Here is a 14743-nt window from a genome sequence, read left to right on the forward strand (position 1 = left end):
CGTGAGGGGTCCGGGCCGTCTGGGACTTCCTGACGCCCGAGGCAGGTGGCTGGGTGCCTCCGGCGTCAGAAGGTGCCAGACGTCGGAGGCCCATTCATACGCTCAGCTCCCGGAACAGCGTGCGTGGCACGATCCTCACGCACGCAATCATGGCGCACAGCTCGAGGAGCGACTGCGTGACGATGACGGCGGCCGTCACCTCCCAGCCCGCGGGCAGCGAGAGTGCGAACGGCAGGACGATGAAGGAGTTCCGCGTGGAGAGGGAGAAGGCGAGCGTCCTCCCCTGAGCCGTGGGCAGGCGCATCGCACGGGCGACGAGCACGGCGATCGCGAGTGCCCCTGCGAGGTAGAGCAGCGACACCAGGAGCACCCAGGGCAGCACCGCGAGGCTCCGCGACACCTGCGTGATGTGCGAGGCCGCGACGATCAGCAGCACGAGCGCCAGCAGGGGAACCGGCAGGACGCCCGAACCCTCCCGCAGCCGGCCGAGGGAGGGCAGGCGCGGCGAGGCGGCCTCGGCGGCGAGGGCGGCTGCGAGCGGCAGCCCCAGCACCCACAGCGCCGGCGCCAGCGCGGCGGGGCCGAAGACGCCGCTCATGTCGAAGCCGGTGAACAGGCTGAGGTATACCGGCAGTAGCAGGAGCTGCAGGCCCAGCGTGAGGGGAGTGAGGGCCGAGGCGCGCGCCGCATCACCGCCGCCCAGGTGGGTGAAGGTGAGGAACCAGTCCGTGCAGGGCACGAGGAGCACGAGCAGGAGTCCGAGCACCAGCGGCTCGTCCTGCGGCACCACTCGCACGAGGCCCGCGACGAGCAGCGGGACGAGGGCGAAGTTCGCGAGGAGCGCGGCGGTGAGGAACCGGCGGTCGCGCAGGGCCCGCGGGATGTCCCGGACGCTGACCTGGGCGAACGTGGCGAACAGCAGCACCGCGAGCACCGGCCAGACGGCATCGCCGAGGCGGGAAGCAGGTCCCGGGAGCATGAGCCCGAGGGCCGCGCCGGTCGGCACCGCGATGAGATACCACCACACCTGGTGCCGTTCGAGGGAGTCGCGGGACAGGAAGGATGCGCTGTGGTGGGGAGCGCTGTGGCGGCGATCCCTGTGGTCCGAGGCGCCGCGCTCCGAGGTGCCGCGGGCCCACGGCGAGCGGCGTCGCGGGCGCCTCATGCGAGGCGATCGCGGAGGATGCCGAGGAACTCATCGGCGCGCTCCACCTGCCGGGCGAGCTTCTCGCGCCGGGCGCGTGCCTCGGACTGCATCGCCAGGAGCCGTGCGCGCGCCTGCTCCTCGGTGAGGGAGGTGTGGGTCCTGACACCTGTTCCGGTCTCTGCGGTCGCATCGGCAATTACCGCTGCCTCAGCGTCAGCCCTCGCCTCAGGGCCCGTCTCGGCCCCGGTGTCCGCGCCCGTCTCCGCCTCGATGACGTCGAGCAGCGCCAGCAGCTCGCCCATCTCCGCCGTGGAGAAGCTGAGTGCCTTCATCCGGCGGATCGTCATGAGGCGGCGCAGGTCCTCCTCCGTGTACAGGCGGTAGCCGCCCTCGGTGCGGCCGGTGGGCGGAATGAGGCCGATGCTCTCGTAATGGCGCAGCGTGCGTGACGACAGGCCCGAGCGCTCGGCCATCTCTCCGATGTGCATGGACCGGATCCCCCCGCGGTGGTGTGCTGCGGCTCTCCGGCCGCTGTCCTGCGCGTCGCGCCCTTCGGTGCGGCGCTCCTCGTTTGGCCCCAACCTTAACGTGAGGATAAGGTTGCCGCTGAACCTTCACGCCGCGTCAATGTTGGAGCGCGGTCGCCTCCCCGCACCAAGACCTCCCCGCAAGAGACTCCCCGCACCGAGACCCAGGAGCAGCCGTGTCCGAGACCTCCCCCGACCAGTTCTCGCCCGAGGAGCGGCAGAGCGTGCGCGCGACCCTGCGACGGCCCGGCTGGCTCAGGACCGAGGTGCTCGGCGGTCTCGTGGTCGCGCTCGCCCTCATCCCCGAGGCGATCGCGTTCTCCGTCATCGCCGGGGTGGACCCGCGGGTGGGCCTCTTCGCCTCCTTCACGATGGCCGTGACGACGGCCGTGCTGGGCGGGCGGCCCGCGATGATCTCCGCGGCCACGGGTGCCGTGGCGCTCGTCATCGCTCCGCTCATGGCCTCGCACGGGCTCCAGCACCTCATCGCCGCCGTCATCCTCGCCGGGATCTTCCAGGTGGTGCTCGCGCTGCTGGGGGCGGCCCGCCTCATGCGCTTCATCCCGCGCCAGGTGATGGTGGGCTTCGTCAACGCGCTCGCGATCCTCATCTTCTCCTCGCAGGTGCCCGAGCTCCTCGGCGTGCCGTGGCTCGTCTACCCGCTCACCGCGGCAGGCCTCCTCATCGTGTTCCTGCTGCCGAGGCTGACTTCGGCGGTGCCGGCTCCGCTCGTGGCGATCGTGGTGCTCACCGCGGTCGTCGCGGCGGCGGGCTGGCAGGTGCCCACGGTGGGGGACAAGGGCGAGCTGCCGGACTCCCTGCCGGTCCTGTTCCTGCCCGATGTGCCCCTGACCTTCGAGACGTTCCAGGTCATCGCCCCGTACGCGCTCGGCATGGCGCTCGTGGGACTGCTCGAATCGCTCATGACGGCCAAGCTCGTGGACGACATCACGGATACGCGCTCGAACAAGACCCGCGAGGCGTGGGGACAGGGCGTGGCGAACGTGGTCACGGGATTCTTCGGTGGGATGGGCGGCTGCGCCATGATCGGGCAGACGATGATCAACGTCCGGGCCTCGGGTGCGCGCACGCGGCTCTCGACCTTCCTCGCCGGCGTGTTCCTGCTGATCCTGGTGGTGGTGCTGGGCGACATCGTCGCGCTCATCCCGATGGCCGCCCTCGTGGCGGTGATGATCTTCGTGTCCTGGGCGACCTTCGACTGGCATTCGATCAGCCCGGCGACGCTGAGGAGGATGCCCAAGTCCGAGCTCACCGTCATGACCGTGACGGTCGTGGGCACCGTGTGGACCCACAACCTCGCAGTGGGCGTGGTGCTGGGGGTGCTCGTGGCGATGGTCGCGTTCGCCAACCGCGTGGCCCATTTCGTGCAGGTCGAGCGCGAACTGCTGCCGGCCGGTGCTGCGGGTGACAGCGCTGCGGACGCCGGGGGAGGGGCTGTCGGGGCTGCGGATGCCGCCGAGGCGGGAGCGGCCGGGGTGGTTGCCCGGTACACCGTCACCGGCGAGCTGTTCTTCGCCTCCTCCAACGACCTCTACACGATGTTCGACTATGCGGGCGACCCGGAGCGCGTGGTCATCGACATGGACCGCTCCCATGTGTGGGACTACTCGACGGTGGGCGCGCTGGACTCCGTGACGGAGAAGTACGCACAGCACGGCAAGACCGTCGAGATCGTGGGGCTCAACGAGGCGAGCCGCCGGATGCGGGAGCGACTGAGCGCATTCCGCTGACGGGTGAGGCCTGCGTCATCGAGGGTGAGAAGGAAGAGCACGCCGGAGAAGCTGTGCCAGGTGCATCCCTTCTCTGTCCCCACGTTCGGCGGGGGTGAGCTCGTCTCTGATCTGAGTGCGGCAGGAGAAGCCGTCTGCCAGGACGGGGATCTCCTTGTCGAGGCCGCGGATCCGGGGGAGGAGTTCGCGCTCTCCCAGTTCTCGTGACATCGCGGCATGCCCGGGTTCGAAGCCCCAGTTGCCGGCAAGGCCGCAGCATCCGGTCTCAATGGTGGATTCGTCCACACCCAGCCGCGCGAGCACGGATTCCGTCCCTCCGTGCGCACGCCGGGACCGTTCGTGGCAGTGGACCTGAGACAGAGCTTCTCCGCTGATCCTCTCGAACGGCCAGGCGGCAGTCTGCTCGTCAGGTGCCCGGCCAGCCTGCTCTTCGACCGTCTGCGCATGTGAGTCCACGAACTCGCCCAGTGTGCGGATCTGTCCGGACAGTGCTGCTGCCCGTGGATCATCGCTGAGCAGACGCGAGGCCTCCTCGGCGAGCATCGAGGCGCAGGACGGTTCGAGCACCACCACCGGAGTCGAACCGTCTAGCCACGGGCCCAGTCTGTCCAGTGAATGCCGGAGCACCTTCTGTGCAGTCGTGAGCTGGCCGGTGGAGTGCCATGTCAGTCCGCAGCACACGAAGCCGGAAGGCACCACCACGTCGCAGCCCATTGCCGTGAGCACAGTGTGCGCGTCCGTGGCAACAGCAGTGTCCATATGGTTGGTGAAGGAATCGGGCCAGAGGATCACGGTCGCTGCGGTGTTCGCACGAGTGGTCTGAAGGTGTCGTGCTCGCTGTATGCGCAGCGCTCGGCTCACCTGTTCAGTCGCCGAATGCCGTGAGGCGTGCTCCTGCTGAGAGCGCCTGAACCGTCGTCTCCTGATCAGCCTCTGGAAGCTGACGGGTGAGAACGTGATCATGGACCGCGAGGTGTCCACGCCGCCCAGCCGCATGGCGAGCTTCTCCAGCGGTGTGAACGAGAGCGCGGCGTTGACCACTGCCGCTGCTCCGGGCACCGCGTGCAGCAGATGGCTGGTGAGCGGCAGCCAGCCCATGGAGAAGTGCGACATGGGGCGCCGCCTGCCCGAATAGTGCTGCTGCAGGAATTCGGCTTTGTACGTGGACATGTCCACATTCACTGGGCATTCCGAAGCGCACGCATGGCAGGACAGGCACAGATCGAGAGCGTCTCTGACATCCTGGGAATCGGTGCCCTCCGGGTAGAGCTCGCCGCGGAACATCTCCGAGAGCACTCGCGCACGGCCTCGGGTGGAGTGGACCTCATCGCCGGTGACCTGGAAGGAGGGGCACATCGCGTCGTCATCGGATCGGCAGAGCCCCACGCCCACGCAGCGGTTGACGGCGTTCACCAGCGATCCGCGGTCCCGAGCGAGATCGTGGATGGGCAGGAACTCGAACCTCCTCTGTCCCGGTCCCGGCCGCACCCCCTGATCGAGAGGCTCGGGATCGACGAGGACACCGGGGTTGAGGACCGACTCGGGGTCGAAGATCTCCTTCACCCGTGCGAACGCGGCCAGGGCGCGCCGACTGTACATGTGCGGCAGCAGGGCGGACCGCGCACGTCCGTCGCCGTGCTCCCCGGAGAGCGAGCCGCCATGGCGGGCGACTGCTGCAGCTGCATCGTCCATGAAGGCGCGGAAGACTGCCAGGCCTTCCTCCGAACTCAGATCGAAGGAGATGCGGATATGGACGCAGCCCTCACCGAAGTGTCCGAAGGGAATGCCCTTGAGACCGTGCGAATCCAGCAGGGCGTAGAGATCGCGGAGGTAGTCGGCGAGGTGCTCCGGGGGAACCGCCGAGTCCTCCCAGCTGGGCCAGGCCTCGTCACCTCCGGGCAGACGTGTGACGAGACCGGCGGCCGATTCGCGGATCTTCCACAGTGCCCGCATCTCCTCCGGACCGTCGACCACGACCCCTGCGACTGCGGGATGCTCGGTGCGGGCGGAGAACTCGGCGAGCAGCTCGGACGCCCGCTCCTGCGCCTGTGCTGCCGTGTCTCCCGTCGTCTCGCAGTAGAGCCAGCCTCCAGCCGGTCCGGCCTCGCCCTGCACTGAGTGTGCGGTGCCCGGAAGAAGTGCTCCGGCCTCGGCTCCCTGAGACATGCGGAGAGCAGCGAGAAGATCGCCGCCCATTCCCTCGCTGGTGGACACGTGCGGCCGGCGAGTGAGCGGCGCGGCTGCCGCTGCGGCGAAGACGTCTTCGAAGGCGAGCACGGCAAGCGCCGTATGGGCAGGTGCGGGGACAAGCCGGACCACGGCCTCGACGATGATCCCGAGCGTTCCCTCGCTGCCGGCGAACGCCTTGGCTGTGTCGAAGCCGTTCTCCTCCAGCAGGTGGTGGAGGCCGTAGCCGGAGACCTGGCGGGGGAACTGCCCCAGCTCCAGCCGGAGTTCCCGTATCCACCCGTCCCGCAGCTGCCGGAGCTGCGCGGTGAGGTCCGGATCGGATGTGTCGCCGCGGCGAAGCGTCACAAGGGAGCCGTCGGCGCGCAGGATCGTGAGCTCGACAGTGTTCTCCGCGGCAGTTCCCCAGGCCAGGGAATGTGAACCGCAGGCGTTGTTGGCGATCATGCCGCCCACGGTGCACCGGCTGTGAGTGGACGGGTCCGGGCCGTAGGTGAGCCCGTGCGGACGGGCTGCGCGCCGCAGATCATCGCAGATCACGCCGGGCTGAATCCGGGCGGTGCGTGCTGCCGGATCGATCTCGAGGATTCTGTCGAATGAACGGGAGACATCGATGATGAGGCCTTCGCCTATGGCATTGCCCGCCACCGAGGTGCCGCCTCCGCGAACCGTGACCGGCCAGCCTCTGCTGCGTGCACAGGCCAGCGCGTCCGTGATGTCCTGTATGGAGTCCGGCTCGAAGACGGCAGCAGGGACTCGTCGGAAGATGCCCGCATCGGAGACGTAGGCGCCGAGCGCGGCCCGGTCGGTGCGGAACCGAGCTTCGATCGAAGCCGGCCCAGAGGAACCGGAGAGCGGCTCTTCTGCTTGCGCGGTCTGTGTCACGGCTGAGGCTTCCTCATAGGTGGACGACGGTTGAGCGCCCTCCGAAGCACGGGGTCGTGCCCCGGATTCCCCGCCCTACCAGGGTACGGCGAGGAGCCGAGCGCGGAACAGCCGGAAGCCGGAGTGAGCGCAGGAGGGGCACAGACGCTCTCCGGACGTGAGACGGATTCCCCGCCCGGAGAGCACTGGCCGCTGCGCCGGTCTCTGCACACCGGCTGCAGCATCGGCGTCATTCTGTCGCGGGTGCCGATCGTGCCAGCAGATCCGCGAGCTCACCCATGTGCGAGACGGTCACATCCGCCTCGTAGCGGCTGTTGCCGAAGGGCCGCTTGCGGCGGTCGATGAAGGCGGAGCGGAGACCGGCGGCCTTGGCTCCGATGCAGTCGAAGGCGTGGTTGGCGACGAAGAGCACATCCTGTCGGCCCAGGCCCACCAGTGAGACGGCGGTCTGATAGGTGTCGCGATGAGGCTTGAAGGAGTCGGCCTCGGACACGGACATCACCCGGTCCCAGAGGTCGCCGGTGCCGGAGAACGGCACCCCGGCGGCGAGCATGTCCGGATCCCCGTTGGAGAGGATGTACAGCTTGAGACCCTGGTCCTTCATGCTGCGCAGAGCCTCGACCACCTCCGGGAACGGATCGAGCCGCGTGATCTCCTGGACGAGGGCACGGACCTCGTCATCCGTGTGCTCGATGCCCGCGCGTTCCAGCGTGTAGTCGACTGCTTCGAAGCCGATCTGCTTGTACGGCGTGTGATCGCGGTGCAGGAGAGCGTCGATCATCGAGTTCTCGAAGTGGGTCCGCCGCCACCACGTGACGACCCGGCCCGCCGGGTTCTCCGTGTAGCCCTTCTTCTCGAGGTAGGGGGTGATGGCCTTGGTCAGACTGCCCTGCATGTCTACGACGGTGCCGTAGAAGTCGAACATGACGGCCTTGACGTCTCTGATGTCGTCCGCGCTCATTGGCTCTCCTGGGAATCGGTGGATCTGCGTTGCTGCGCTCTCAGACTAGGAGCACCGTCGTCCGTGAGCATTGGCATAATCCTCACTGTGCGCCTCCCCGCTTCGTGCGGTCCTCCAAAGGCTGAGAATCTCCGTGCTGAGACCATTCGGGTATGAGCATCCTCAGAACACCTGCCGATTCCTGCAGTTCCGTGCGTGCGGACCTCCGTGCAAGTCGTGTGAGCGGCGCACCTCCGCTCGGACACCTCGCCGGTCTCCATCCGTATGAGACAGAACATGGGACGTTCGCACTCGCCCTCGACATGGACCGGCCCATGATGGCCGGCGGTCCTGGTGTGCTCGAAGTGGCCATGCTCGCGGATCTCGCGCTCGGCGGAGCGCTTCGCAGAGAGCTGGGGCCCGGCCTGCCCATGCCCACGATCTCGATGACGATTCAGCTGATGCCCGGTTCGTCTGCCGAGGTGCGGGCGGCGACGGGAGATGCCTCAGCTCATGTCGACCGCACAGCTGTGTCCCGCAGTCGTCTGATCTCCGGAACCGGGGAGGTGCTCGGGGATGCGCTCGGGGTCTTCGCCTTCCCGGCGCTGCCGTATGACGGACCGCATCAGCCCATGCCCTGGGACGATGATGCTGCAACCGTGCGAGGGTCCTCGGCGGAGGAGGCACATGGACCCGCGGTGCTTGATTCGGAAGCGGAGAGTGTGGCCGCTGCCGTCTGCGGTCATGCTGCGGGTGCGCCCGAACAGGCCTGGGGGAGCACACTGCTGGAACAGAGCGCGGAGAAGACGGAGACGGGCCTGGTGTATCGGCCGACGGCCCCCGTGGCCAACCGCATGGGGAACGTGCAGGGAGGTGTGCTGTTCGCCATCGCCGTCCAGGCAGCGGCGACGGCTGCCGACTTCTCCGCCTGCGAACTCGTCTCCGGAACCATCGACTTCATCTCCGCGGCCGGCACCGATGAGGAGCTGAAAGCCGAGGTGCGTGTGCGCAGATCAGGTCGGAGAGTGCTCTTCGCAACGGTTGATCTGTCTCAGGGCGAGCGTCTGTGCGCCACCGTGACGGCTGTGTTCAGGCGGTGAGCTGGAGGGAGCTCAGCTCTCGCCCGAGGCGCAGCGTCGTCGGTGCTTCGCCGCAGCATCGAGGTGGAGGGACACGGCCAGCCGCTGATCGGAATCGCTGAGGTCCAGCCCGGATATCTCGCGGATCCGCTGCATGCGGTGACGCAGTGTGTTGGGGTGGAGGTACAGGCGCGTCGCGGCAGCAGAGACGGAACCGAACTCCTCGAGGAAGACCGTCAGCGTTTCCATGAAGGCGGTCTCGTGCTTCCGATCGTGGTCCCTGATCGTGGTGAGCGGGCCGTCCGGCAGGGCACCGCTCTCTCGGATCCCTCGCTGTGCTGCCGCAAGAACCAGCTGGGCCCAGTTGGTCTCCGGCATCAGAACCTGGCCATGTGAGTCAGCGCCGAGGTCCAGCAGATCCAGGACGACCCTGCTGGTGAACGGCAGTTCCTCTCTGGAATCGCTCAGAGTTCCGATGGCGGCATGTGCCCTCACGCCCATACGTGACAGCTGTGCCAGCGCCGTGTGGGTGATCGACCGCAGATGCTCCGAGGAGGTGCTCTCACCGGGGACCAGCGCCCAGTAGGTGTCATCGATCTTTGCAACGAGACTCGTGGGTTCCGCACTTCTCATATGGAGAGTGAGGAAATGGACGAATCGTTCGCCCGTGACGTCCTCGACCGCACCGATCCTATGTGCATCTCGGACGGTGAGCGCGAAGCCCACCGGGACGATCCCGCTGCCCGAATCGAAGGGGACCTCGTGGCTTCTCTGTGCGGGGAGCGGGCTGCCGCTGAGGAGTGCTCTGACGGTGCTTTCGCGGGCGATCCGCTCCACGTTCTGAGACCGGTGGTGTCGGAGCATCACCGGTACGGCCAATTCGGCTGCGCGCTGCAGTGCTCCCTCCGCATGCGCGGCGAACGGTTCGCTCCCCTCTGCGACGGAGATCTCTCCTATCGTCTCACCACCGGCATGGACGGCGATGCGCAGGCGGGTGTGAAGGTCGGCATAGTCCGCCATGCGGACGACGGACCCTGGTTTCGCGTATGTCTCATAGGCCGTTCGGTCGACTGTGAATCGCCTGATCCACTGATCCGGGGTCCGCCGCCCGAGGATCGTGTCCCGGCGGACGGAGTCGATCTCATGGCCCTGCACCGAGTAGGCGATGACCCTGTGTGCGCGGTCGTAGAGGACGACAGAACCCCCGACCATGATCGCGACGGCATCGGCGAGACCGTGGACCGATCCGGGCCCCGCGTCATTGCTGGCCTCGTCATGGGAGGACAGGAGCATGGTGCGCAGCAGGACGAACAGCTGGGTCCAGCCGAGGCTCGTCTCGAGCACCGTGATGTCTGCGGGATCGTCGACGGCGGCGGAGGCCGAGACCACCACGGCCTGGCAGCCGTGTGCCTTCGCGCTCTCCAGGAGGCTTTGCTCCTGGCCCGGCAGAACCGCCAGGACGATCTTCCCCGGCCCGAGTGAAGAGACCCCGTCATCCAGCAGCACCTCGTCCAGATCGGGGTCGACCGCGCCGTGGTGTCTGACGGCGACTGGGCCTTGGCCCACTGTCTGGATGAGTTCTGACAGCAGCACTGATCCGACCTCCGCGAGTCATTTCGAGGGGTGCCGCATCAGCACTGGACAGCACGTGTGCTTCTGCGCGGATGTTCCGGACGGTCATCTCCGCCCGCCCTCACCCGGGCACCCCGAGTGCGGCCAGGATACTCTGCGTGTGCTCGCCCAGCGCCGGGACGGCGAGCTGTTCGGCTCTCTCGTCCTGAGCGCGGTCGCCGAGGCTGAATGGTGGAACGATCGTGCGAGTGGTGCCCTCACCTGCCCTGATGGATCTCCAGCGTGAGCGTTCCGCGAGCTGCGGATGATCGACGAACGCCGCCAGATCGTTCACCTCTCCGCAGGGGATCCCGGTGCGGAGCAGATCTTCCACCACGGAGACGTGCCCACGTGCGGTGAGGCGCTCTTCGATCATCGGTTCCAGGTCTCTGCGGTTGGCGACTCGGTTCGCATTGGTGGCAAAGTCCGCGTGTGCTGTGAGCTCCGGGGCAAGCAGAACCTCCTCACAGAGGAGCTGCCAGTGGCGCTGGGTCTGGATCGCGAAGTTCACGCTCGTCTCTGCGCCGGTGCGGTACCGTCCGTACGGAACCATCATGTTGTGCCGGGCTCCTTCCCTCCTCGGGGGCTTCCCCGTGTGCATCTGGTGGAGCGCCGGCGCCATCATCCACTCCGCGATGGAGTCCAGGAGTGACATCTCGATATGCTGCCCGCGGCCGGTCGTGATCCGCTCCCACAGTGCCGCCTGGATGGCAGACAGCGCGTAGACCGCAGTGCACATGTCCACGATCGAGATCCCCACTTTGGCCGGCTCGTCCTGAGCGCCGGTGACGGACATCAGCCCGGCCTCTCCCTGGACGAGGAGGTCGAACGCTTTGCGGTCGGCCATGGGGCCCGTCGATCCGAAGCCTGAGATCGAGCAGTCGACTATCGACGGATTGAGGGCCTTGACCGCCTCGCGGCCGAACCCCAGGCGCTCCATTGAGCCGGGGCCGAGATTGTGGATGAAGACATCCGAGCGAACGAGAAGCTTCGACAGCGCTTCCCTGCCGTCCTCGGCGCGAAGATCGAGGACGATGCTGCGTTTGCCGTAGTTCGCCCATGCGAAATAGGCGGATTCGCCGTTCACCACTGAATCGTAGGAGCGGGCGAGATCGCCGTCGTGTGCTTCGACCTTGATCACATCCGCACCCAGATCTGCGAGGTGGCGTGCGCAGAGGGGCGCGCAGACAGCCTGGCCCACCTCGACGACGCGCACGCCTGCCAGAGGGCCTCCAGCTGGCGTGCGCAGATGTGCGTCCGTCGTCTGTTCCGTGTCCTGCTGCAATTCCCGCTCCTGTTCGCAACCGTGCCTGACCGTGCCGTCAGTCTGTGCTGAGTCCAGCTCCGTTGCGTCGGAGATTCCTCCAAAGCGGTCGATGCTCATTCGGAGCTTTGCCCAAGCGCTATCCGGATCGGACGATCACACGACGACGATCGGCTCACATTGGAGAAATCACTGTGGTCGATGGATGGGGTCTCCGATTGACTCGGACAGGACCGGAGCGAATCAACCGACCTCGTGCGGAGAGGCATGCATCCGAAGGCTCCGGCCCCCTCCGCTGTGTTCAAGGACGATCACATGACGCATCCACCAGACATTTCCCGACCTCGGTGTGCGGAGCTGTCACAATCGAGCCGGGTCTCTCACCCGGCAGTCTCACGGCGCACGGTCCTGGGGCTCGCGTCCGCTGTCCCGCTCCTGCTCGCCGGCGGCTGTGCACCAGGGGCCGACAGAGAAGGGCTGCGTCCTGACGGATCGCTGCGCGTCGCCACATACATCACACCGGGCTACGTCGACGTGTTTCCCAATCTTGAGCTGTTCAACTCGGTGGTGGACGCCGGTATCGGCGACAGGACGGTGGACTTCTTCGGCTCCGGAGCGCTCCTCAACGCTGAGCAGCTGGTGCCGGGGATGCTGCGCGGGGTCACCGATGTGGGTTTTCAGACCTCCAGCTATGTCTCTACGAGCTTCCCCATCCTGGGTGCGGCGGAGCTGCCCTTCGTCAATGACGGCTTCGAGCAGCTGAGCCGAGCTCTTGCCCCGGAATCTGAGTTCTCACGGCTCGTGAACACGCAGCTCAGACCGAAGGGGATAGTCAATCTCGGATCAGTGCCGTTCACGCTGCAGTGGCTGTACACGGTGGACCGCCCGGTGGAGCGGCCAGAGGATCTGCGGGGTCTGCGCATCCGCGCCGCGGGCCATGTCGAAGGCGCAACGGTGAAAGCCCTCGGGGCCGCCCCGGTCTCGATGTCCTCCGGCGAGCTCTATGAGGCGCTGGAACGCGGCACGATCGACGGTATGGTCGCGTACCCGGGGACCGTGATCTCTCGCGGCCTCGAGGACGTCCTGGGGTATGCAGTGCCTGGGCACTTCGGGGGCTACAGCATGGATGCCTACGCGAATGTCCGCTGGCTCGAGGGCACGAGCGGACCGGTCAGAGAAGCCCTCCATGAGGCGGCCGCCGAATATGTCCCCAACGGGATCGATCTGATGCTCAGGGTCGAGGAAGAGGAATCGATCCCGATCATCGAGGAGTCGCGCATCGAGATTCTCCGGCTCGATGAGGCGCAGACCGACCGGTTCCGCGATGCCACCGCCTCCGTCGTGGACTGGTGGAGGTCCACCGTCGGCGATGACGAGCTCGCCGACCGCGCCCTCACCTATGTGAAGGAGGCATGATGATCACCGCGTCCGAGCCCACCTCCCCTTCCGGTCCCGCACCTGCCACGCCTTCCGCAGAGAGCGCATCCGCCGTCTCGCGGTCCTTCACCGCGCTGACCCGTGTGACCTCCGCCTGCCGCTGGGTCGCAGCCTGCGTCGTCATCGTCCTCATGCTCATCACGGGCTTCGACGTCGTCATGCGCTACGCCCTCGCCCGGCCCCTGGAATGGTCCATCACCCTCTCGATGGTCGGCCTCATCGCCATCGTCATCCTCGCCGTCCCGGATCTCGAGGCCCGTGACGAGCACATCGGCATGGACCTCTTCTACCGGAGCTTCTCCCCCCGCAGGAAGGCGATCGCCGACTGGGTCACATTCACAGCGACCTTCGGCTTCTGCCTCGTCGCCGGCATCGCCGCCGCACGCACGACCCTCCACTTCGCTCAGGCGAACCTGCTCACGGCCGGCACCTTCAACATCCCCATCTGGGTGGGCTACGCCCTTCTCACCCTTGGTCTGCTGCTGACCGCGCTGACCACCCTCCTGCGCTTCATGACCCAACGGGCGAGGGGCAGGGGCGAGGCGGGAATCAGCGGTACAGCGGGCACCGCCGCCACTGCAGAGCAGAACCGGGAGGCCTGAGCATGCTCGACGCACTCGCTGTGATCACGGCCGTCCTGGTCCTCTTCGCACTCATCTACCTGCGCACGCCCGTCTTCATCGCCCTGGGCACCTCCGGCCTTCTCGGCCTGCTCCTGCTCGAGGGCTGGCGCGGGCTCGAGCAGGTCCCCATCGCCTTCGTCTCCCAGCTCGAGAGCTACTCCCTCGTCGCTGCCCCCATGTACATCCTCATGGGCGAGATCCTCGCCGTGGGCGGTCTGGGCCGGGCCATCTTCCGCTTCGCCCACGCCTGGCTCGGCAAGCTCCCCGGCGGCCTCGGCGTGACCGCGGTCGGCTCCTCGACCGTGTTCGGCGCACTCTCCGGACTCAGTCTCTCGGCCGTGACCGTGGTGGGGCGGATGGCGGTGCCGGAGATGCTCGCTCGCGGCTACCGGCCCAGCTTCGCGACCGGCGCCGTCGTCGCCTCCGGGGCGCTGGCGATGCTCATCCCGCCCAGCCTCATGTTCATCCTCTACTCCGCGATCTCCGGAGTGAGCATCGGCGCGCTCTTCGCCGGCGGGCTCGTCCCCGGCCTGCTCCTGGCCGTCCTCATGGCGCTTTTCGTCGTCACCCTCGCAGTCGTCAAACCTGAGGTTGCTCCACGAACAGACGAGGCCATCACCTGGCCGGAACGGTGGAAGACCGTCCGCGATGTCGCTCCTGCCCTCCTTCTCATCGTCATCGTGCTCGGCTCGATCTACACCGGACTGGCAACCGCGACCGAGGCGGCGGCACTCGGTGCGCTGGGTGCCATCTTCATCGTGGCTGTCTTCGACCGGGCGCTCACGTGGGAGAACATCAGGTGGATCCTTGTGGGCACGACCAAGATCTCCGCCGGACTCCTCATCATCGTGGGAGCTGCCTTCGTGTTCTCCCAGATGCTCGTGGTCGTCCGCGCCGCCGAGGCGATCACCGGGTTCATCAGTGGGCTCGCGGTGCCTGACCCGCTCGTTGTCTTCGGTCTGCTCATCCTCGTGATGGCGCTGGGCTGTCTCATCGATGCCGCTTCCCTGCTGCTGGTGGTCACGCCGATCCTGCTGCCGATCTTCGAGGCGATGGGCTATGACCCGCTGTGGGTGGGGGTGATTCTCGTCGTGGCCCTGGAGACCGCGGTCATCACCCCACCGGTGGGGCTGAACCTCTACGCGATGAAGTCCGTCGTGCCCGAACTCGACATCGGTGCGATCATCCGCGGTGCGCTGCCGTACCTGGGGATCGAGGCCGGGCTCGTGGTGCTCATGGTGTTCGTCCCCGAGATCGCCACCTGGTTCCCCTCGATCACCGCCGGCTGAACG

Annotated in this window: 11 protein-coding genes; 5 read left to right on the forward strand and 6 right to left on the reverse strand. The window is 67.2% G+C overall.

Annotation, left to right across the window (positions count from 1 at the left end; genetic code table 11):
- Positions 1-94: 94 nt before the first annotated feature.
- A complete protein-coding gene (locus K318_RS0112710; protein WP_084500172.1) occupies positions 95-1165 on the reverse strand; it encodes a hypothetical protein in 1071 nt (356 codons plus the stop codon).
- On the reverse strand, positions 1162-1635 hold the full coding sequence (locus K318_RS0112715) for a MerR family transcriptional regulator (RefSeq protein ID WP_029089758.1): 474 nt from the start codon (positions 1633-1635) through the stop codon (positions 1162-1164). The genes K318_RS0112710 and K318_RS0112715 overlap by 4 nt, the downstream gene beginning before the upstream one ends.
- A 215-nt stretch (positions 1636-1850) precedes the next feature.
- Between K318_RS0112715 and K318_RS0112720 the strand changes: the two genes are divergently transcribed.
- Entirely contained in the window at positions 1851-3425 is a 1575-nt protein-coding gene (locus tag K318_RS0112720) for a SulP family inorganic anion transporter (protein ID WP_029089759.1), read from the forward strand.
- Positions 3426-3440: 15 nt separating this feature from the next.
- Here K318_RS0112720 and K318_RS21740 read toward each other — a convergent pair whose 3' ends face one another.
- Both K318_RS21740 and K318_RS0112730 read right to left on the reverse strand, forming a co-directional pair.
- The gene (locus K318_RS21740) at positions 3441-6497 is read right to left on the reverse strand and encodes an FAD-binding and (Fe-S)-binding domain-containing protein (RefSeq protein WP_245579902.1); all 3057 of its coding nucleotides are present in this window, start codon (positions 6495-6497) and stop codon (positions 3441-3443) included.
- Between the two features lie 229 nt (positions 6498-6726).
- Positions 6727-7458: a haloacid dehalogenase type II gene (locus K318_RS0112730; protein WP_029089760.1), complete on the reverse strand. Its 732-nt coding sequence runs from the start codon at positions 7456-7458 to the stop codon at positions 6727-6729.
- 218 nt (positions 7459-7676) lie between these two features.
- On the opposite strand from K318_RS0112730, the gene K318_RS0112735 reads away from it, so the two are divergent.
- Positions 7677-8537, forward strand: a complete 861-nt coding sequence (locus K318_RS0112735) for a PaaI family thioesterase (protein ID WP_035281902.1) — start codon at positions 7677-7679, stop codon at positions 8535-8537.
- Between the two features lie 12 nt (positions 8538-8549).
- Here the strand turns inward: K318_RS0112735 and K318_RS0112740 are convergent, their stop codons facing one another.
- Together K318_RS0112740 and K318_RS0112745 are read right to left on the reverse strand one after the other, a co-directional pair.
- Positions 8550-10109 (reverse strand): PucR family transcriptional regulator, encoded by a 1560-nt coding sequence (locus K318_RS0112740; RefSeq protein ID WP_029089762.1) that lies wholly within the window; start codon positions 10107-10109, stop codon positions 8550-8552.
- Positions 10110-10209: 100 nt separating this feature from the next.
- Positions 10210-11412 carry a CaiB/BaiF CoA transferase family protein gene (locus K318_RS0112745; protein ID WP_211233329.1) on the reverse strand — a complete coding sequence of 401 codons (1203 nt, stop codon included), beginning with the start codon at positions 11410-11412 and terminating at the stop codon, positions 10210-10212.
- Between the two features lie 276 nt (positions 11413-11688).
- Here K318_RS0112745 and K318_RS0112750 point away from each other — a divergent pair, with 276 nt between their 5' ends.
- Genes K318_RS0112750 through K318_RS0112760 form a run of 3 tightly spaced genes read left to right on the forward strand, consistent with a single transcriptional unit; the run spans position 11689 to position 14740 of the window.
- The gene (locus K318_RS0112750) at positions 11689-12807 is read left to right on the forward strand and encodes a TRAP transporter substrate-binding protein (RefSeq protein ID WP_245579903.1); all 1119 of its coding nucleotides are present in this window, start codon (positions 11689-11691) and stop codon (positions 12805-12807) included.
- Positions 12807-13430, forward strand: coding sequence for a TRAP transporter small permease (locus K318_RS21745; protein WP_084500174.1), 624 nt, complete (start codon positions 12807-12809; stop codon positions 13428-13430). Before K318_RS0112750 ends, K318_RS21745 begins: the two co-directional genes overlap by 1 nt.
- Positions 13431-13432: 2 nt before the next feature.
- On the forward strand, positions 13433-14740 hold the full coding sequence (locus K318_RS0112760; protein ID WP_029089765.1) for a TRAP transporter large permease: 1308 nt from the start codon (positions 13433-13435) through the stop codon (positions 14738-14740).
- Positions 14741-14743 lie beyond the last annotated feature (3 nt).

Source organism: Brevibacterium album DSM 18261 (genome assembly GCF_000426445.1).
Taxonomy (GTDB): domain Bacteria; phylum Actinomycetota; class Actinomycetes; order Actinomycetales; family Brevibacteriaceae; genus Brevibacterium; species Brevibacterium album.